General features: G+C 63.3%; 19 protein-coding genes. 4 read left to right on the forward strand and 15 right to left on the reverse strand.

Annotated features, from left to right (window positions below):
* Window positions 1-19 precede the first annotated feature (19 nt).
* Window positions 20-1129, forward strand: a complete 1110-nt coding sequence (locus QM615_RS15170) for an LLM class flavin-dependent oxidoreductase (protein ID WP_283347568.1) — start codon at window positions 20-22, stop codon at window positions 1127-1129.
* A gap of 3 nt (window positions 1130-1132) precedes the next feature.
* Here QM615_RS15170 and QM615_RS15175 read toward each other — a convergent pair whose 3' ends face one another.
* The 3 genes from QM615_RS15175 to QM615_RS15185 all read right to left on the reverse strand — a co-directional run bounded on the left by QM615_RS15175 (window position 1133) and on the right by QM615_RS15185 (window position 3095).
* Window positions 1133-1639: a hypothetical protein gene (locus QM615_RS15175; RefSeq protein WP_283347569.1), complete on the reverse strand. Its 507-nt coding sequence runs from the start codon at window positions 1637-1639 to the stop codon at window positions 1133-1135.
* Window positions 1640-1767: 128 nt separating this feature from the next.
* A complete protein-coding gene (locus QM615_RS15180; protein ID WP_283347570.1) occupies window positions 1768-2412 on the reverse strand; it encodes a hypothetical protein in 645 nt (214 codons plus the stop codon).
* A 14-nt stretch (window positions 2413-2426) separates the two neighbouring features.
* Window positions 2427-3095 carry a hypothetical protein gene (locus QM615_RS15185; RefSeq protein ID WP_283347571.1) on the reverse strand — a complete coding sequence of 223 codons (669 nt, stop codon included), beginning with the start codon at window positions 3093-3095 and terminating at the stop codon, window positions 2427-2429.
* Between the two features lie 262 nt (window positions 3096-3357).
* Between QM615_RS15185 and QM615_RS15190 the strand changes: the two genes are divergently transcribed.
* The gene (locus QM615_RS15190) at window positions 3358-3885 is read left to right on the forward strand and encodes a hypothetical protein (protein ID WP_283347572.1); all 528 of its coding nucleotides are present in this window, start codon (window positions 3358-3360) and stop codon (window positions 3883-3885) included.
* Window positions 3886-3910: 25 nt separating this feature from the next.
* On the forward strand, window positions 3911-4426 hold the full coding sequence (locus QM615_RS15195; protein WP_283347573.1) for a hypothetical protein: 516 nt from the start codon (window positions 3911-3913) through the stop codon (window positions 4424-4426).
* Window positions 4427-4447: 21 nt separating this feature from the next.
* On the opposite strand, the gene QM615_RS15200 is transcribed toward QM615_RS15195, so the two are convergent.
* From QM615_RS15200 to QM615_RS15250, 11 genes are all read right to left on the reverse strand, one after another.
* Window positions 4448-4921, reverse strand: coding sequence for an ArsR/SmtB family transcription factor (locus QM615_RS15200; RefSeq protein WP_283347574.1), 474 nt, complete (start codon window positions 4919-4921; stop codon window positions 4448-4450).
* Entirely contained in the window at window positions 4918-6024 is a 1107-nt protein-coding gene (locus QM615_RS15205) for a serine hydrolase (RefSeq protein ID WP_283347575.1), read from the reverse strand. The genes QM615_RS15200 and QM615_RS15205 overlap by 4 nt, the downstream gene beginning before the upstream one ends.
* 93 nt (window positions 6025-6117) lie before the next feature.
* A complete protein-coding gene (locus QM615_RS15210; protein ID WP_283347576.1) occupies window positions 6118-6726 on the reverse strand; it encodes an HAD family hydrolase in 609 nt (202 codons plus the stop codon).
* Window positions 6723-7778, reverse strand: coding sequence for an ABC transporter ATP-binding protein (locus QM615_RS15215; protein ID WP_283347577.1), 1056 nt, complete (start codon window positions 7776-7778; stop codon window positions 6723-6725). Before QM615_RS15215 ends, QM615_RS15210 begins: the two co-directional genes overlap by 4 nt.
* A gap of 1 nt (window position 7779) precedes the next feature.
* Window positions 7780-9057 carry an ABC transporter substrate-binding protein gene (locus QM615_RS15220; protein ID WP_283347578.1) on the reverse strand — a complete coding sequence of 426 codons (1278 nt, stop codon included), beginning with the start codon at window positions 9055-9057 and terminating at the stop codon, window positions 7780-7782.
* A gap of 26 nt (window positions 9058-9083) precedes the next feature.
* Window positions 9084-9899: a carbohydrate ABC transporter permease gene (locus QM615_RS15225; RefSeq protein ID WP_283347579.1), complete on the reverse strand. Its 816-nt coding sequence runs from the start codon at window positions 9897-9899 to the stop codon at window positions 9084-9086.
* A complete protein-coding gene (locus tag QM615_RS15230) occupies window positions 9896-10807 on the reverse strand; it encodes a carbohydrate ABC transporter permease (RefSeq protein WP_283347580.1) in 912 nt (303 codons plus the stop codon). Before QM615_RS15230 ends, QM615_RS15225 begins: the two co-directional genes overlap by 4 nt.
* Window positions 10804-12903, reverse strand: a complete 2100-nt coding sequence (locus QM615_RS15235; RefSeq protein WP_283347581.1) for an outer membrane protein assembly factor BamB family protein — start codon at window positions 12901-12903, stop codon at window positions 10804-10806. Before QM615_RS15235 ends, QM615_RS15230 begins: the two co-directional genes overlap by 4 nt.
* A gap of 39 nt (window positions 12904-12942) precedes the next feature.
* A complete protein-coding gene (locus tag QM615_RS15240) occupies window positions 12943-13830 on the reverse strand; it encodes a MurR/RpiR family transcriptional regulator (RefSeq protein ID WP_283347582.1) in 888 nt (295 codons plus the stop codon).
* A 244-nt stretch (window positions 13831-14074) separates the two neighbouring features.
* The gene (locus QM615_RS15245; protein ID WP_283347583.1) at window positions 14075-14848 is read right to left on the reverse strand and encodes an 8-oxoguanine DNA glycosylase OGG fold protein; all 774 of its coding nucleotides are present in this window, start codon (window positions 14846-14848) and stop codon (window positions 14075-14077) included.
* Window positions 14849-15028: 180 nt separating this feature from the next.
* Complete coding sequence (locus QM615_RS15250; protein ID WP_283347669.1) at window positions 15029-15643, reverse strand: uracil-DNA glycosylase; 615 nt, start codon at window positions 15641-15643, stop codon at window positions 15029-15031.
* A gap of 345 nt (window positions 15644-15988) precedes the next feature.
* Between QM615_RS15250 and QM615_RS15255 the strand changes: the two genes are divergently transcribed.
* Complete coding sequence (locus QM615_RS15255; protein WP_283347584.1) at window positions 15989-16672, forward strand: 8-oxoguanine DNA glycosylase OGG fold protein; 684 nt, start codon at window positions 15989-15991, stop codon at window positions 16670-16672.
* Between the two features lie 1177 nt (window positions 16673-17849).
* Here the strand turns inward: QM615_RS15255 and QM615_RS15260 are convergent.
* Window positions 17850-18695 (reverse strand): hypothetical protein, encoded by an 846-nt coding sequence (locus tag QM615_RS15260; protein ID WP_283347585.1) that lies wholly within the window; start codon window positions 18693-18695, stop codon window positions 17850-17852.
* Between the last annotated feature and the right edge of the window lie 117 nt (window positions 18696-18812).

The following is an 18812-nucleotide window of genomic DNA, read 5'->3' on the forward strand; positions in this document are numbered from 1 at the left end:
ACGTCGTAGGAGTTCACTCGTGACCGCACGCATCTTCTGGTTCCTTCCCACCGCGGGCGACGGCCGCTCCATCGTCGGTGCGTCCCACGCATCCGGCAACCTCCGCGAACCCGCCGGGTTTCGTCGCCCGTCGCTGCGCTACCTCACCGAGGTGGCGCAGGCTGCGGACCGACTCGACTTCGAGGGCGTGCTGACTCCGACCGGAACCTGGTGCGAGGACGCGTGGCTGACCACGGCGGCTCTACTGCAGAGCACCCGACGGCTGAAGTTCCTCGTCGCCTTCCGTCCCGGCCTCACGCCGCCCACGTTGGCGGCGCAGCAGGCGGCGACGTTGCAGCGCTTCTCGGAGGGGCGAGTGTTGTTCAACATCGTCACCGGGGGCGACGACGTCGAGCAGCGTCGGTTCGGGGACTGGATCGACCACGATCGGCGCTACGCCCGCACCGACGAGTTTCTCGAACTCGTGCAACGTATTTGGACCGAGCCGTCGGTCGATCACCAGGGTGAGTTCTTCGACGTGTCCGATGCGCGGGTATCCGAGGCACCGGATCCGTTGCCGGAGTTCTGGTTCGGTGGTTCGTCCGAGCCGGCTCTGGCGGTCGCGGCCAAGCGCGTGCAGACGTACCTGACGTGGGGCGAGCCGCCGGCCGATGCTCGCGCCAAGATCGAGAAGGTGCAGGCGCTCGCGGATGCCGAGGGCCGCAAGCTCACTTACGGCATCCGCCTGCACACCATCAGCCGTGACACGTCCGAGGAGGCCTGGGCCGTCGCACAGAAGCTTCTCGACGAGCTTCCCGAGGAGCAGGTGTCGCAGGCACATGCGCTGCACTCGTCGTCACAGTCCGAGGGACAGCGTCGGATGGCCGCGTTGCACGGCGGCAGCAAGGACTCGCTCGAGATCTACCCCAACCTGTGGGCCGGAGTAGGACTCGTTCGCGGCGGCGCAGGGACTGCACTGGTCGGTTCGCACGAGGAGGTCGCGAACCTGATCGGCGAATACCACGACGCCGGCTTCGACGAGTTCATCCTCTCGGGGTACCCGCACCTGGAGGAGGCGTATCACTTCGCCGAGGGCGTGCGTCCTATCCTCGATGCGCGCGGAATCACCGTTCCCGCGCGTCGGGTGTAGTTGTCAATTCCACGTCGCCTGCTGCATCGACAGCACGAATCCGTGACCGTCGCCCGCGTCGCAGACCATAGCCTCGACGCGGGAGTAGCAGGTGTAACCGAGATGCGAAATGGACGTGTTGTATTCGAGTGATTTTGCGTCCTGGACTCCGAATGCGCCCTGGTTGAAGCACATCGGCGTCACCTGGCCCGGGTCCAAGAAGAAGCCCTTGCTCATTTCGTCGGCCGAGAAGGGTGGTTTGTCGCAGTCGGCACCGTCGGGTATCGGCGCGTCCGTGGCTTGGCAGCCGGACGAGAATGCAGTGGAGCCGAGTTTGCAAAAGATGTTGCCCGACGGCGACTTCCAGCCGACCTGGTCATTGGGTGCGGCGTATCCGGCCGGGTCGACGGGAGTGATCGGCGCGGAGTCGATCGATGGTGTCGGTGCAGAACCGGATTGGGGCTCGGTGCCACTCGTTGCTGGGGTTGACGACGGTTGTGCTGCGTCGGCGGATGTCGTTGGGACACCCACGACCACCGTGGGAATGACCGACGGCATCGCGTCCGTCGGTGCGGACGAATTGCTACACCCACCGAGGATCAGTCCGGCACACGCGGCGGCTGCGAAAACGATACTGGTGCGAATCCTGTTGCGCGCCATCAGTTCGACGTCGCTTGCTGCATCGACAACACGAACCCGTGTCCGCCACCGGCGTCGCAGATCATCGCTTCGACGCGGGAGAAGCACGTCATCCCATTGAACGTGATGGATGTGTTGTATTCCAACGGCTGCGCGTTCTCGACCCCGAACACTCCCTGGTTGAAGCATGTGGGAGTCACTTTGCCGGGTTCGAGGTAGAAGCCCTTTGACAGCATGTCCACGCTGAAGGTCGAGTTCGGGGCACAGTCGGCCTCGGCACCGTCGGGAACGGGTGCGCTGGATGATTGGCAACCCGAGGAGAACGGTCCGTTGCCGATTTTGCAAGAGATGTTGCCCGACGGCGATTTCCATCCGACCTGGTCGCCGTACGCGCTGTATCGGGCAGGGTCCGCCGGGGTGATGGGTGCGGTGTTGCTCGCGGGGTCGGCGGCCGTTGCGCCGGTCGCGGCGGGGGCTTCGGAAGATTCGACAGAAGCCTCGCTACCGGTCGCGGACGGTGCTGCGATGGTCACCTGGGGAGGCGCGGGTATCTGCGCGGCGATACCGGTCGTCGGAGCCGGGTCGGCGGCGGGTGCATCCTGGTTTCCACAGGCCGTCAGTGCAGCTGCGGTGAGTACCGCGGCGAGCGCGAGTTTGCGGATCATCGAGAACTCCTTCATCAGAATGCGAGGTTGACGTCGCGGGAGATCATGAAGCCCCGGTCGCCGTCGTAGCAGGTGACGCCGGCTTCGGAGGACCGGCAGAAAGTGCCGGTGACTCCGATGACCTGGCCGTATTCCAGAACCCGAGTGTCGCTACCTTGGCCGACGAAGATGCCCTGATTGGTGCAGATCTGTTCGACGGTGCCGTCCTGGCGAATCTGCACCCCGTAGGTGCTGTTTTCCGTGTTGAGGCATTCCCGGCCGGTGTTGCCCGGCACCGAGTACCTCACCTGGCAGCCCACGACGGTCCCGGGCGCATTTGAGGAGCTGAATCCGCAGAACACGTTCCCGCTGGGGGACTGAAAGAAATACTGTCCGCCGGCTTGCTCGAAATCGCGTGCATCGACGTTGACGTCGTCGCGGTTCGGGGCGGGCGGCACGGCTGCTGTGTCCGCGGCGGTGGGTGTTGCTTGTGCTGGGGTGACGACGTCGGGAGCCTGTGCGACTCCGTCCGAGCCGCTACCACCATCGGAGTCGGAGTACCCGTTTGCGGACGGAGCAGCCGCTGCGCTGGTGGCCGGAGTCGGTGGGGTGCTCGCCGGCTCGTCGGAGCCGCAGGCGGTGGTCGCCAGAGTGGTAGCGGTGATCAGTGCGCACATGGCCACGATGTTGCGGACTTGCCTCATTCGTTCGTCCTCACCGGTGGCTGCAGAGTGCAGCACCTCTGACCATTGAATCGAACGGGCCAAGTGGTCTGTTAACGTCTTTCGTGTCACGACCCCATCACGAATCGGTATACGAGCGGTCCTTTTGTCGCTCTGACTGCGAGGGTGGGTTCGGTAAAGACTCAAGAACCACTTGATGTTTCAGGTTCAACCTGGAGTTCGTGGTTCGATGTCACGAACGATCCGGTATCTCGTTGTGCGACATGACCGAAAGGTAAGCAGTATGCGAAAGTCATTGCGGCGAGCGGTAGTAGCGACGGCACTCACCGTTCCCTTGGTGTTCGGCATCGGAGCGGGCACGGCGGCCGCTGACCCCCAGGTGACGAACCTGCAAGTGCCGATCGTGACGGGATTCCAGATGGCTCCCGGCGCCGTCCCCGGTGGCTTCTTTCAGACCATTCCGATGAAGGCCACCGTGGGCGACGAGCCCGGTGTCGCGCGCTTCTCGGCAACCACCATTGCACCGTTCGCCGATCAATATCCCTACCGGTACTTGAACCTGAACTGGCGAAACCTGGCGACAGGCGCGACAGGGGCAGCCGATCTGCGGCACTGGCAGGACGATCCCACACCGCCCGAGGAGGGCCCGTACGGACGGCAAGACCTCCCCCTCGAGGTGGTAGCGAACACCGGCGCGGGGCCGGTCGTAGTGACGGTCACCCACAGTCGTGACTACTCGAATGACGGTCAATGGGGCTCGCCGTACCTCGACACTCTTCTCCCTGGCGCGGGCATAGTGCTCGTTCCCTGATTGGATCCCGACGGAAGGTTTCACGATGCAGCGATCGATACGACGGGCCGCAGCGGCAATTGCGGTGTCGGTACCGCTGGTCCTGGGTGCGGGCGTAGGCACGGCCACGGCTGCGCCCACGACGTCCGAGTTGCTGGTTCCGGTCGTCACCGGGCCGCAATTCGTCCCTGCGGGCGTTCCCGGCGGACTCATCCAGACCATCCCGATTCGCGCGGTGGTCGGCGAGAAGCCGGGTGAGGTGCGCTTCTCGGCCGCCGACATCCGGCCGTACTACTACCAGTTCAACTACCGGCACCTGACGGTCAATTGGCGCAACCTATCCACTGGTGAGGCGGGCTCCGCCGGCTTGCGGCACTGGAACGACGAGATCGATCGGACTCAACCGGCCAATCAGGGCGGCTCGCAGGCATTCCGGTTGCCCCTCGAGGTGACGGCTCGGACGGGTACAGGTCCGGTGTTCGTGACCGTCACCCATGACCGCGAGAATCCGGATGCGTCGAATGCTCTGATCCCCGGCTTGGGTGTGTTGTTCGTGCCTTGATCCGATGTTCGTGAGACGGGTTCAGGTACCCAGATCACCCGCGATGTCAGCAGCAGCGAGCATCGAGACAAGTAGCGGCACAACCTTTTTGGCAGCGATTCGATAATCTCCGCGGCCCTGCTGCTCGACGATGTTCGCCGAACTCAGCGTCTTGAGATGGTGATAGATCTGGCCGGACGATCCGAGTCCCACTGCTGCGAGGAGATCTGCCGCGTTCGCAGGGCCTCGCAGCAGCGTTCGCACGATCTGCAACCGCACCGGATGTCCCAGGGCAGCAAGGACTTCTGATGCCGACGGAACTGGTAACTCCACGATGGCGTCGGGGGAGTAGCCGATGTCCCAGCGGACCGTTCCGTGCAGATGCACGTCGCCTTGGTAGGCGACCATGCCGCCCGTCGACGGGGCGGCATCGAGCTGCTCGGGAGCGTCGCGTCGTTCCAGCTCGGCGACGCGGGCTTCCAGCTCTGCCAGTCTCGACTCGAACTCTGTGCTCACACCACGCAGGCTATCCGGTCGAGAACCTCGGGCGAGAGCATCGCCTCGACAATGAGTTGCTGCTGTACGCCGAAACGGGCCATGGCCTGATCGAATCTGTCCGCGGAAAGACCATCGGTGAGCCACACAGCTGTCGCGACTGTTCCGTCTTTGCGGCGCAGCTCGAATCCCTGGGTGAGCACACCCGCGAGGCTGCCACCTTTGAAGCCGATACCGCGAACGCTGTTACCTGCGGGTTGCCATTCCAGTTGGCGCAGAACGGTGTCGGATGCGTTGCCATAAGTGCCGTCCGTGAAGGCGCGATACATTCCGTTGAGCTGTTCGGCCGAAGCGCCGCGAAAACTGCTCTGCACCCTGGCCGTCTGATCCTCGTAGGTCGGCAGTTGCATAGCTGCCTCGACCTGGGCCCGGAACTGTGGGTCGAATGCCCACTTCTGTGCGGTCTCCCAGGTATCTGCATCGGCGAGTTCGGGATCGAACAGCGACAGCATGTCGGCCACCATGCTCGGTAGCTCGAAGTTCTCCCAGCCTCCAGTTGCTGCGGCGTCGACGAGTGCCTGATCGCCGAGTCGGTATCTCAGGTAGTCGGGAACGGAGTTGTCGCTTTCCTGGATCATGGCCGAGACCATGTCGTCGATGCGGACCGTGGCGTTGGGGTCGGTTGCGTTGGTGCCGGCGTTCGCAATGCCCAATCGGGTCAGGGCATTCGGATGAGCATTGGCGTCGGTGCCGGGCACGTACCACCGCTCCCAATCCGAGAGGGCCACTTGCTCGTTGGGGTCGATGGTGCCGTTCGCGACGGCCTGTGCGTAAGCGGCGAGATGCACCACCTTGATTGCGGAGGCTAGTACTTGCTCTTGGTCGGCCCGATGTTCGACGGTTCGGCCGCGGCCGTCGTCGATGACAAGGCTGACGGTGTCGGCTGCCTGATCGATCAGTCCGATCCACCCGTCCTCGGTGGCGAGGTCGGTGGACGTGACGGGAGCGCAGTTCTCCGGCGTCGGGGTAGTGGTGGTCGTTGCAGTTGCGTCGGTGTCGGTGGCGCATCCTCCCACCAGCAGCATGGCCGCGCAGGTTGTCGAGATCCAGGTCGAGTGTCGCATCGAGTTCTCCTATCCGTTATTCCGTAATTACGGATAACCATAGAACGGATCTCTCGATGCGACAACCCTCGAGCGCTGCGCCGGGTCGCTGGTCTACGAGCGAATTCCTGCCGTGACCAGACCGGCTACGTCCCTGAGATCGGTCACCACGACATCCGGCATGGCGGTTGCGAGATCCGCAACAGCTCGGTATCCGCCAGCAATCGCCGCGGCTTCGAAGCCGGCCGCATGCGCGCACTCAACGTCGTATTCGCAGTCTCCGACGTACACCGCGCGGTCCGCGAGGTGGCGGACCGAACGTAGGTACTCGGTCTTGTCGGATACGCCCGTCGCGAGTAGGTCGATGACATCGAGGAGTCCGCAGCGTCGAGCGTCGGAAACCACGGCTGCTTCGGATGCCGCGGACGCAACGCCGACAACGACACCGGCCGAACGCAATTCGAGGAGCACAGTCTGGGCTTCGGGGCGGGCCGCAGCCTCTAGGTATGTAACTTCGACGCTCCACAGCTCTGCTGCCTCGTCGGGAAGACCGAGCGTTGTGGTCCAGTCGGTCATCGGCAACCGGAACGTACGCCGAACATCGTCCTCGGTGATGGGGTCTCGGTCGTACTGCGAGAGAACACGATTCATGGCACGCGTAGCGCGGGAAACATCGTCCATGATGGTTCCGTTCCAGTCGAAGATCACCAGCGTCGAGGTCATCCCGCCACCACCGCGCGATCCCACACCGTATCCGCGGTACCCAGTGCGAGCCCTGATTCGCTGTCGAACACATGCACATCGGCCGAAGTGCACGAGAGCGGCACCACGGTGTCCGGTTGTACGTCCTGCTGTGGTTGTACTCGTGCAATCACCGGTTGTCCGGATACGTCCAGGTGAACGATCTTCGACGGCCCCTCGTGTTCGACCGTCCTGACAACTCCGTCGAACGTCCAGTCCCCGTGTCCACCCAACTTCACGTGTTCGGGACGGATACCGAGGGTCATCCCGGACCGAACCGGCCCGAACGCGCCCGAGGAACCGTCGACCAGGTTCATGGCCGGGGACCCGATGAAGCCGGCGACGAACAGGCTGTTCGGCCGCGCGTACAGGTCTTCCGGGGTACCCAATTGCTCGATGACGCCGCCGCGCACGACGGCAATGCGGTCGGCCATCGCCATGGCATCGTTCTGATCGTGGGTGACGTGCAAGGTTGTCGCACCGGTACTGCGGAGCAATGACGCGATTTCCGAGCGCAATGTCAGCCGCAACTGCGCGTCCAGGCCCGAGAGCGGCTCGTCGAGCAAGACCACTCCCGACCGCCGCGCCAATGCCCTTGCCAACGCGACGCGTTGACGCTGGCCACCGGACATCGCCCGCGGGCGACGACCCAGCAGCTCCGTGATCTCCAGTCGCTGCGCTACGTCGTCTGCGCGCGACTGCGCCTCGGCGTGAGAGAGTTTCAGTCCGTGGCGTAGGCCGAGGGTGATGTTGTCGAAAGCCGAGAGATGCGGATAGAGCGCGAAGTTCTGGAACACGATGGCGACGTCGCGCTTGTGCGGAGGCAGATGGGTTTGCGGTACGCCGCCGATGGTGATGTCGCCGGAGTCCTGCAGTTCGAGGCCGGCGATAACGCGTAGCAGCGTCGACTTACCCGATCCCGACGGGCCGAGCACGACGAGGCTCTCACCGCTGGCGACCTCGATCGAGACGTTGTCGATGGCACGGACCTCACCGAATGTCTTGATGACGTCGATCAATTCGATGGCGCTCATGTCAGCGAACCGCCGCATCGATACGACGTACGGTGTCGGTCATGACGGCGTCGAGCGGTTCGCCGTCGGTCAGTCGCTGCACCATGTCCTGAATGAATTGGTTCACCTTCGGAGTTGCATCGCCGTGCCATCCACCCATGGGTGTGGGGGTGCCGGTATAGGTCCAGGCGAAACCGAGCTGTGACTGTGCGTCGGGGTCGGCAGCGAGATTGGCCGCGGCCGCGGTGTCGACGGGGATGTAGCTGAACGACTTCGAGCTCTCGGTGATCACCTGGGGATCGAGCATGTGGCCGATCAGGGCGTTGCCGAATGCTGCCTCGCACGGGTCTTCGGAGAGCACCATCCATCCGTTCCCGCCTGCGGGTAGCGAAGCTTCACCGCCGTCGGGCACCGGCATCTCGGTGACAGTCCAGTCGAACTTGTCGCCGATGGCCTTCTTGATGCTGGCAGCACTGGCCGGTGTGGACACCATGTAGGCGAGGTTGCCGGTATTGAATTGCGTCATTGCATCATTGGCTCCGATGGGGACCTGCAGTTGCTGTGCGCCGAGCTGGGCGTAGACGTCCATTCCGGCTCGACCTTCGTCGTTGTCGAATCCGGGCGTGCCGTCGCTGTTGACGAATGTTGCTCCGGCGCTCTGGATCATGGCCTGCGCGGCCCAGTCTGCGTACTGATCACGAGGCAGTGATACGGGTGCAGATCCGGTCGCAGCCTTGACGGTTGCGGCGTCGTCCAGCAACTGGGATGTCGATGTCGGAGCGGCGGTCACGCCTGCACCCTCGGTCATCGTCGTGTTGGTGTACAGCACCGGGATCGAGACCTGGAACGGCGCGATGTAGGACGTGCCGTCGACCTTGCCGATGTCGAGGAAACGCTGGTCGTAGGTTTCCGCAAGGGCGGAGGTATCGATTGGCTGCGGTTTGTACTGGTCCACCCAGAAACGGATCTGTCCGAGTCCGATCATGGCGACATCGGGACGCGATCCTGCGGCGATGTCGGCGACCATCTGCTGAGTTGCCTTGTCGTAGCTGGTGTCCCCACCGCCCTTGAGCTCCACGGTCAGTCCTGGAAACTCCTGTTCCATCGACACTTTCGCTGCCTGCGCAGCCGAGTCGCCCTGCGGAAGGTACTGGGCGGTGATGGTGGTGCCGGTCGGGTCACAGCTCGAGACGTCGGCGGCAGCGGCGGTGGTCCCGCCGGAATCGGTGCCGCCGCAGGCAGTTGCGAGTAGGGCAATGGACAGGGTGCTCGCCGCGAGGACGAGTTTGGAGGTAGTCATGTTTTTGGTTCCTGTTCTGGTGGAGGTCAGCCCGGCAGTTCGCCGCCGGCGATACCGGCTACGAATCGGCGCTGCGCGATGAGGAAGAGGATTACGATCGGGGTGGTGATGATGGCCGCACCGGCAGTGAGGGCGCCGTAGTCGAAGCCGGTGTCGGCTTGCTGGAACACCGCAAGGGCCAGCGGTGGTGTGTGTAGGGCGGCGTCACGAGCGACGAGGAGGGGCCACAGGTAGTCGTTCCAGTGCACGAAGATCGAGAACACCGAGAACGTGGCGATCGCGGGCATGGCCGAGGGGACGACGACGCGCCAGAGAGTCGAGAGTGTCCGTAGGCCATCGGCTTTCGCGGCGTCGAGAAGAGCGTCGGGAATGGTGAGCATGTGCTGGCGCATCAGGAAGATGCCGAATGCACTGGTGGCGAAGGGGATGATGAGCGCCGTCAGCGTGTTGGCGAGCCCGGCGGATCCGATACCGAGGTAGAGCGGCAACGCCGTGGCCTGGGTGGGAATGAGCAAGCAAGCCAACGTCAGAGCGAACAGCGTGCTTCGGCCGCGGAAGGGCACTTTGGCGAACGCGTACGCCGCCGGGACGCAGGTGAGAAGTTGGAGTGCGAGGATGCCGAGTGTGACGGCGGCCCCGTTGAGCATGGCCCTGCCGAGATTGGCTTCGGTCCAGGCGCGGGAGTAGTTACTCAGATCGAACGAGTCTGGCAACCAGGACAATCCGCTCATCATCACCGAGTCTTGGCTGGCGACTGAGGTACGGAGCATCCAGTAGAACGGGAAAATGGAGACGATGCAGGCGAGGACGATCGCGCTGATGCGGACGGTGCGAAGTATCACTGGGTTCCTCCGCTGAGGGAGCGACGGCGCAGGAGGCCGATCGCGATGAGTACGAGGAGCAGGATGGTGGACAGGGCTGCGGCCTGACCGAGGTCGTAATACGCGAACCCGAGTCGCCAGGTCATGGTGAGTGCGGTTTCGGTTGCTCCGAGGGGGCCGCCGCCGGTCATGACGTTGATGGTGTCGAACACCTGCACCGATTGCAGCACGATCATGACGGTGACGAAGATCGTGATCGGCTTGAGCAGGGGCAGAACGACTTTACGTAGTCGAGTGAGCCCGGTGATGCCGTCGGCGGCGCACGCCTCGTCGACGGAGGTGGGGATGCTCGTCAGTCCGGACAGAAACAGGATCATCGCCAGTGCAGCTCCGCGCCACACGCCGACGGCTGCGACGGTCGGAAGTGCATAAGTGCTGTCGCCCAGAAAGTTCAGGGGCGCAACACCGAGCAGGGCGAGCATCTCGTTGGCGAACCCGCCGTTGAGGGAGAAGATCCAGCGAAACACGACGGCCATCGCCACGAGGTTGGCAGTGAACGGGAGAAACAACAGCGTCTGCACCAGTCGGCGGCCGCGTGTGACCGAATGCGCCAGCACCGCGAGCCAGAAGCCGATCACCAGGCTCGGGACGATGGTCATGGCGCAGTAGAGCACCGTGTTGAGCAGCGATTGCCGGACGGCGGAATCGGCGAACAGCGCCGTGTAGTTGTCCAAGCCAATCCACGTCCACTCGACTCCACTGGTGATGTCGATGGCAAAGAAGCTGCCTACCAACGCAAGTGCGCCGGGAACGATGACGAACAGGGTTGTGAGAGACATGGCCGGGGCGACGAGGAACCAGCCGGTGTGCGACGAGCTTCGACGGGGCATGGAGGTCGGCGCGTCGGGTTTGTCCAGGATGGCGGTCATGACGCCCGTCCCAGGATGGTGTCGACCGAGTAGGCGATCACGCCGCCGTCGACGGTGGTGAGGTAGACCCGGTCGTCGGTGACGACGGGGGCGGCTGCGATCGGTGCGCCGACGGTCATCGAACCCTCGAGCTCACCGGTTTTCGCATCGACGAGATGCAGTCGTCCGTCGAGCGTGGGCACCAGCAACCTGTCCTGGCAGAGCGCCGGCTCCGCGAACAGAACGTGCGGGGTGCGCTGGTAGCTGGACATGGCGAACGGTGCGTCCCCCTCGACGGACAGGGACCACAGCGCCTCGCCGGTCTTGCGGTCCAGCAGTGCCAACCGTGCACCGGCATCGACGATCGCGATACCGTATTCGGTCGCGACGGGGGTGGACGGGTTCCACGGCAGGCTCGTAGGCACCTTCCACTCGGTGTGTCCTGTCGCGTCGATGCGGGCGAGCGCGCCGATGACGGAGACGAACAGCGCTCCGCTGGTCTGGTCGAACAGTGGGGTGCCGACGGGAGTGTCGGCTTTGTCGAATCCCTCACCGAGTTCTATCTCCGCGATGGCCGCGGGCCACAGTGTCTGGCCGGAGGCAAGGTCGAGCCCCACCAATCTGTCCGGGGTGGGCCAACTTCCGACGACGAGTGTGCCGTCGACCATGACAGGACGGGTGTGGTCGACGATCGTTTGATAGACCGAGAGGTCGGTGCGCTCCCAGACCGTCTCGCCGTTCGCCAGGTCGAGGCAGCGCAGGTGCGAGAGATCGCCGACGATGACCCGATCGCCCTGTACGAGCGGTTCGGCAAAGGCGAACAGCCTCAACGGGTCCGGTGACGGAGCGTGCCAGCGGGTGTCGCCGGTGGCAACGTCGAGAGCAGTGACGTTTCCGGATACGGCGACGGCGATGGCCGTCGTACCACTGAGGGCGGGAGTGCATTTGACCGCCGAACCCAGTTCGCGATACCAGAGCAGATCGCCGGATTGTGCGTCGATGGCCTGGATGCCGCCGGCTGCCCGGTCTTCGTCCTTGACCGGTGCGAGGACGATGTCTCCGGCGACTCGCACCGATGCGCGATGAGCGCTGCCGGGAAGTTGCACGCGCCACAGGCATTCGTCAGGCCGGGGCACTGGTGCCCCGAGCGAGAAGGTCGACTTCTCCAGTCCGGACGTCGCGAGACTTCGGGTGTCGAGCGAGATGCGTTCACCGTCCCAGCGCACGACGCGGAACGACGGCGGCGAGAAGTCGATACCCGCGAACAGGGGAGTGGGTGTGTTGACGTGCAGTGTCCCATCGACCTCCACTACCCGAGAGGTGTGTCGGTGGCCCGAGAACGTGGCGAGGGGGGCTCGCGGTGCGGCACCGAGAATGGAGTGCCAGGGCTGGTCGTGACTGAGCAGGATCCACGGCATGTCGGTGGGAATCGATTCGAGATCGGCTGCCATCCAGGAATTTTGGAGTTCGTGGTCGATTCCGAGCTCGTGGGTGTGCCAGTCCAGAGCGACGACGTGCAGGCCGGGAAGGTCGAACGAATACCATCGCGGCCCGAGGTGGCGCTCGTATGCCGATGGGTCCGCGGTGTGAATGGAGTAGTTGTTGCGGCTGACGGTCCCCACGAGGGTGCCGCCCATGTGGTCGTGGTTGCCGGGCAGCAGATGCAGGGGGATGGGACTGGCGGCGACGGCATCTTTGAGCTCGCCGTATTCGACGTCGATGCCGCGGTCGGTGAGGTCGCCGGTGGCGATGACCGACGACAGTCCGGAGACCGCGTCCGGGAGCCGGGTGAGGAACTCGGTCAGAGTGGATCGGCCGCCGAGTTCGACGGGTTGCGGGTAGTAGGGGCCGCGGCCGACATGGGTATCGGAGATGTGAACGAAGCTGTGCGGGAACAGGTCCGAATCACGACGCAGGACGAAGCTCACGTCGTCGGCGGTTGCCGGAACGTACCAGCGGTCGCAGGTCCAGCCGGCGGGGCGCGTCACGAAGACGAACGCTCCGGTGACGTCGAGGGTGAAGCTGCCGTCGAACGCGGTGGTGGTGACGGTGATTCCGTCGCTGATCATTGCTCCTGGGCGGGGGATGCCGTCGTCGTACAACACGCGTCCGCGCATGGGTATCTCCTGAAGTTGAGGTTCGGTGGTGCGAGAGTGCTAGATGCGGTGTTCGGTGATGATGTCGCCGCTGGCCGCGAGGGCCTCGTGGGAGCCGTCTCGGCGAAGAATGAGCGCGACATGGATGGCGTCCAGGACGGCGAGATGGACCAGTCTGCTGGTCATGGATTCGATGCGGTAGGAGGTCTCGCGGCTACCGGCGACGAGTCGGTGGTCGACGATGTCGGTGAGCGGGGAGGAGGTGAAACTGGTGAGGGCGAGAGTGGTGGCACCGGTCTGTGCGGCGGTGCGCATCACGGCGAGAGTTTCCTGGGTGGAGCCGGTGTGACTGATGGCGAAGCAGACGTCACCGGGGCCGAGCATGCGGGCGGTGACGTGTTGAACGAGCGGGTCGGGAGTGAAGGTGGCGTCGATTCCGATGGTGGTGAGGCGGTACGGGATGTCTGCGGCGAGCGGTGCCGACGTGCCGACGGCGGCGAAGATGACCCGACGTGCGGGGACGAGACTGTCGACGATGGCAGCCAGCGCCGTTGTGTCGATGAGATCGGAAGCGTGGGAGATGGCGGTCGCGCTGCCCGCCAACACCTTTGCGAGGACAACGTCAACGGTGTCGTCTGCGTCGACTTCCGCGGCGGGTGAATCCGTCACGGAGCTGGCGGTGCGGGCGAGATTGAGTTTGAGATCCTGATACCCGCGAAGGCCGAGGCGGGCGCAGAAGCGCATCACGGTACCGACGGACGTGTCGGAGCGTGCGGCGAGTTCGGTGACCGAGAGCTCGAGAACGTCCTCCGGGTGGCTCAGCACCTGGCGCGACACTCGCTGTTCCGCCGGCGAAAGACCGGCTGAGCGCATCCGAATCTCCTCGAGGAGAGCACGTTTGGACGAACTCCCGACGGGGGTGGTGGTACTGGCCTCGTTCTCGATCACGAGAGAAAACCTAAAGGGCTGACATGAACCACGACAGCAGTGAAGATGAACGCCGGAAGAATAATCCAGAATTGGTTGGCCGATGGAACTTTGTTCCGGCCCGTTGGTGGGCGAGGCGGTGAGGAACCGCAACGCGCGGTGTTACTTCTAGCCACCGTCTACGAAACGGCGCGCCTATGCCCACCGTCCATCACTCCCCGCATGCGCGTGTCTCTGTGCCGTGGGTTCACGTCGACTTCACGGTTCAGAACAAGGTGGGTGTGGTGTAGCGACCCTGTCGTGCTTCTTTGAGGCGGGCGCTCCAGCGCTGCACGAGCCACATCTCGACGAGTTCGGGGCTGGTGCCGATGTCGGTGGCCCATGCGGTGATGAATTCGACGTAGCGGTCGTAGCGTCGACGCGTGAAGCCGGTGACCGACGGGTCTTCGAGCCACCCCTCATGGATGAGTGTCGATACTCCGTATTGATCGATCAGCTGCGCCGGGCCGCCGTACACCGAAGCCTTGACGGCCCACAGGAACGTGGCCATCAGGGACATTCCGACACCGGGTGCATCGGGCCATCCGGACCAGGTCGAGTTCGGATGGTCGGGCACTGCGCGGTTCCGTACGCAACTGTCGAGCACAGCGAGAGTCTTGGCGACGGGGTGCTCATCGGGGCGGCTGAGGTGTGGATTCATGACGTCCGGGAATCGCCGCATCGCTCTGCGGTGCCGGTGGCTGCCCTGCCAGGCTGCGCAGAGGAACAGCAGTCCGAGCGAATCATGTTCCCCTACAGCCAGATCGGTGCCGATTCGAAGATCGTTGCGCTGCACGGTGGCACCGCCGTACTCGACGATTTCTCCGTCGAGGTTGCGGCCGCGCAGCCGAAGGTCATGACCAGCCCTGTCGAGGTGGCCGTTCCACCAATCCAGGTCCACCTCCACACCGTCGTCGAGGACATGCAAGTCGTAGCTGCGGTGCTGGCACCACTGCACACAGGCCATGGGCGGTGAGAACCCCTCGTCGAGTCGTGACATGCCGCCATCGAAGCATCGGGTACCGACACACTCGGCGGCGTTTTCGATGTCCCTGCGCACTGTCGGTCCCATATGGATGGGGTCTGGTAGGCGATCGGAACAAACAGGGGAGTGCCGGTGCCCGTTGCCGACAGACCAGTTCGACCGATAGGTGCACCTGCGAACGTGATCGGCTGTTGTCTATCGAAGCATCTCCGCGACCTGTGCGATCGCGGACTCGAAGCGCTCACGTCCGCCGCCAGTGTTCAACCCCCGTGCTGAACAGTGAGGAATTTTCCCCGGGACGACATAAAGATCCCGGTCGATTCCTGAACGCGCCCAACCGTCACGAGCCGCGGCACCGAGCAAGAGAACGATCTCTATTCGTGGGCACAACTCGACGAAAGCCTTTGTCCATTGCACAGATCGAGTTCGCTCAGCAGGGGTGGAACCGCCATTCTTGATGCCTGCGACGGGGAAGGGAACTACATTCCAGTGGACCACGTCGGCATGTGAGACACCGTGGCGTTCATATGCTTCACGGCAATTGCGAGCCGTGCGGTCGTTGTTGTCCAGGCTCAGCAGGCCCGATCCTGTGCCGCTCTCAGCTTTGGTGGAGGGGTTGTCGAGCAGCACTAACATTCGGGCGTTGATACCACCCTGGTCTGGATCTACGTACGGAACGTGGCCGTGCGGGAGACCGACGGAATCTGCGATGACGTCGGACAGCGCATTGAGCGGTCGGACGTGCGGGTCTCGGATTCGAGCAAGTTTGTCGGCGACCACGTCAGCGTCGGCGTTGCGTCCGTTCGGCATGCGGTAAGGATGACACGCCCATCCGACAGAAGCAGTGTTCTTCAATAGTTGAGAAGTCTGGGGGCTGATTGCAATGTGGTTGCTACGAACACGTGAAACCATCGATTCGACATACGCCATGCTTTGTCGGACGGCTCTTCGGCTTCATCGAGCGGGGCTTTCGGCGATGTTGTGCCCGAAATTTTGGATTCGCGCTTTTGCCTGCGTCCTCATGCTCTGGGTTCTCGTCGAACGCAGCTAAACCGGGCCGAATCCAACGGCCGTCGCGTGTTCGTTACGTCCTTCGGGAAGTCCGATATCCGGTTCCACTGATCTTGTCGATGCCATGAGGAATGATTGTCGCTCATGACAGCGACGGATCTATCCCTACTGGAGTTGCCGTCCGCCGCTGGCAGTTGGCTCGATCGGACTGATGCCCGCGAAGCGATATTCGACCACCGTATATCCGTGAACCCGAAATGGTGGGCCCAGGAATTTGCCGAGCACGGTCTGCCCGATACGCTCCTCGGCGAGACGATTACGCGAGGTGAGCTGTTCGCGATCGCCGAGGACGCGCCGCGATCGCCTACTGGCGCATTGACGCTGTTGTGGAATTCCGTCGCCTGGGGCAGCGGAACCAGTCCCCGCAATAACCGTACGAGGATCACCGCGGTCGCAGCGAGTCCGACAGCGGCTGGCGAACTCTTGCAGCGCGCCGCCCAGATAAGCCGCCAAGATCCACAATCCGCGTATGATCTTTTGCTCCCCGCCAACAAGCCCGCACTGAAAGGACTTGGGCCCGCATTCTTCACCAAATACCTATACTTCGCTGGCGCCGGCGCTGCCGACCATCCGTGCTATATCCTCGACGAGCGCGTCGCGCGTGCCTTATACGCGATTGGCTGGACCTCGCTGCCTACCAGTCAATGGCGCGCCTCGGCCTACCAACGCTACTGCGATCTCCTCCAGCGTTGGGCCGCAGAACTTCACGCCCCGCGAGCCGACTTGATCGAACGATGGCTGTTCGACAACGTGGCCACTCCGTCCTGAATGATCCACTAGGCGAAATGAGGAAGCCGAACCCTATGTTGTCCCCGAATCCCAGCGCATTTCAGATACTTGAGGACGCGGAACAATACCTTGGACGAGAGGTAACCGTCGACTGGAACATCTCCGGAATTCTCATGTCGGCGGAAACGACCAACCCGTACGGACGCTCGCAAGTTCGGCTCGTCCTGCAAGACCCCTTCAGTGGTAAGACCGTCGACGTTGATCTCGATTTCAACCGTGGGGTGCAGGTTCGAATCTAGGTTCCCCGGAGCACGAGCAGTGACCCGGAGTCGTCGAGAATGGAAGACTCAATGACATGCACGAGATAGGTTGTCGATACGTATTGCCATCACACGACGGATTGACCTCACCGTGCACCTCGAAGCGGACACCGCTTGCAGCCCTTACGACTTCGCAAATCAGTTCTCGAAGGAAGACCTCGGAACCTGGAACTTGACGTGGCGGTTCGTCGGCGTGATGGTCGAGGCTTCACAAGAGGGAGACACTCTCGGCCACGCTGTGGCGTGGGTGCAGCCACACGGCGACATGGGTGACGGAAAGCTTCGAGATGCACTCGGTCGCTCGGGAATTTTCTCGGGTGCTTCACGAGAGCGCCTAGTTACCCGAGCGATCATCGACGCAGTAGATACAGTTCGGCGTCGAACACTTGCAGATTTCTCCAAGGACGACGACCTCGCAGATATGTTCGGCACACCGACTATCCACCGATCCGCGAACCCCGGTAATCCGCGCTACCAGTGGGCGGTAACCTGGCCGGACGGGCAGGTCACCACCCATCGAAGCCGGACTTCTGCGCAAGCAGCGGTACTCATCACAGTTGAGTATTTGTGGACTCAGAGCATTACCGACTAGCTGCGCTCGCTCTCGGCCCTGGTTGCAAACCCTCGACGTCGCATCGACCCTCAGGCTCAAGGCAATCTCCGGACCGCATGGACGGAGAGGGCGTCGAATTCGCCGTCCGCCGATGACTGTGGCTGTCAGAGGCCGGCCTCGTCGAACGCCTCAAGAGCCAGATCTGCAAGTGGGACGGTCATGCTGTAAAGCTGTCCTTGTTCGCTGAACGGCTTCGATCGAACCCCGCGGGTGTTGTTCACCGCAAACTCAAACCCGAACGTGGACATAGAACCTGCGAATGCTGTGGGATCGTCCAGGCCGGTCAGAAGAATCTGTCGCCGGTCTCGGGCGATTCGCCGAACACGAAATGGCAGTGGTGGCACAACCAATACCCACGATTGTCCCACTGCCGATGAGGTTCGCTGTAGAACTCCCATGGTGATTCCGTTGCCGGCAGATCATCGGCATAGGGTCGCGAGACGTAGCCGACCGACCGGCGAAACGAACACCGTGGGCACGGCGGGTTCGCGGCGAACCGGAAGTCCAGATAGTTTGTGAATCCGCCGGCGCTCATCTTTACGTAGCAGTTCGTGCACAGCGCCGCTGACCAGTCCGAATAGTGATCGCCCACATGTGAATTCGCTTCACAGACATAAGTGTGGATCCGCTCGCGTGCGTCGGGCCCCGCCAGCCAGATGGTTTCGTCGCAGTGCGTGCATTGTCCGCCGCTGTTCATCATGACGCGTGCTGCCTCGGCTGTGGTGGACGCGTCGACGCCGGCCTCGTAGAGCCGTCCACCCCATCGCTGAGTGCCGAGGGTCTCCAGCAAGTAGCTGCCGGTGTCGTGATCGAGGGGCCCTGGATGTGTCGGCAAGGACAGCCACTCGGGTACCGCAGGCAGGGTGACGAGGTTCCATTTGTCGGCGACCGTGAACCGGTCTGTCGCAGAATCCCATCCGGTCAGCTCGATGCAGCCGAACACCCGCGGCTGTGTCTCTATCACGGTGATCAGCACATCACCCGGAGTCATCCCGTCGTCGTATTCCCAAGGGTCGTAACCGCACCTCGGATCCATGAGGGCGATGACGGAGTCCTTCCACGGAGCGCCGAATGCAATGAACGCCCGCTGCCCGTCGAAGAGCTGCATCGGGTCCGGGGGGATGATCAAGGGGCCTCCTCGGACATTGAGTTAGGTAATTCCTGAGCAGAGGCCATGCCTCGGTTCTACCAGCTGCGACCTGTCGCCCGCAGGCAGTGCGCATAGTTCGACGGATGTTCGCGTCCT

This window comes from Rhodococcus sp. IEGM 1341 (genome assembly GCF_030056895.1).
Taxonomy (GTDB): Bacteria; Actinomycetota; Actinomycetes; order Mycobacteriales; family Mycobacteriaceae; genus Rhodococcoides.

Coding starts and splice junctions, on each gene's coding strand:
- QM615_RS15180 (WP_283347570.1), bottom strand. CDS start 2,412: ATGATCCGCAAACTCGCGCTCGCCGCGGTACTCACCGCAGCTGCACTG.
- QM615_RS15185 (WP_283347571.1), bottom strand. CDS start 3,095: ATGAGGCAAGTCCGCAACATCGTGGCCATGTGCGCACTGATCACCGCT.
- QM615_RS15190 (WP_283347572.1), top strand. CDS start 3,358: ATGCGAAAGTCATTGCGGCGAGCGGTAGTAGCGACGGCACTCACCGTT.
- QM615_RS15195 (WP_283347573.1), top strand. CDS start 3,911: ATGCAGCGATCGATACGACGGGCCGCAGCGGCAATTGCGGTGTCGGTA.
- QM615_RS15205 (WP_283347575.1), bottom strand. CDS start 6,024: ATGCGACACTCGACCTGGATCTCGACAACCTGCGCGGCCATGCTGCTG.
- QM615_RS15210 (WP_283347576.1), bottom strand. CDS start 6,726: ATGACCTCGACGCTGGTGATCTTCGACTGGAACGGAACCATCATGGAC.
- QM615_RS15215 (WP_283347577.1), bottom strand. CDS start 7,778: ATGAGCGCCATCGAATTGATCGACGTCATCAAGACATTCGGTGAGGTC.
- QM615_RS15220 (WP_283347578.1), bottom strand. CDS start 9,057: ATGACTACCTCCAAACTCGTCCTCGCGGCGAGCACCCTGTCCATTGCC.
- QM615_RS15230 (WP_283347580.1), bottom strand. CDS start 10,807: ATGACCGCCATCCTGGACAAACCCGACGCGCCGACCTCCATGCCCCGT.
- QM615_RS15235 (WP_283347581.1), bottom strand. CDS start 12,903: ATGCGCGGACGCGTGTTGTACGACGACGGCATCCCCCGCCCAGGAGCA.
- QM615_RS15245 (WP_283347583.1), bottom strand. CDS start 14,848: ATGTCACGACTCGACGAGGGGTTCTCACCGCCCATGGCCTGTGTGCAG.
- QM615_RS15250 (WP_283347669.1), bottom strand. CDS start 15,643: ATGCCGAACGGACGCAACGCCGACGCTGACGTGGTCGCCGACAAACTT.
- QM615_RS15255 (WP_283347584.1), top strand. CDS start 15,989: ATGACAGCGACGGATCTATCCCTACTGGAGTTGCCGTCCGCCGCTGGC.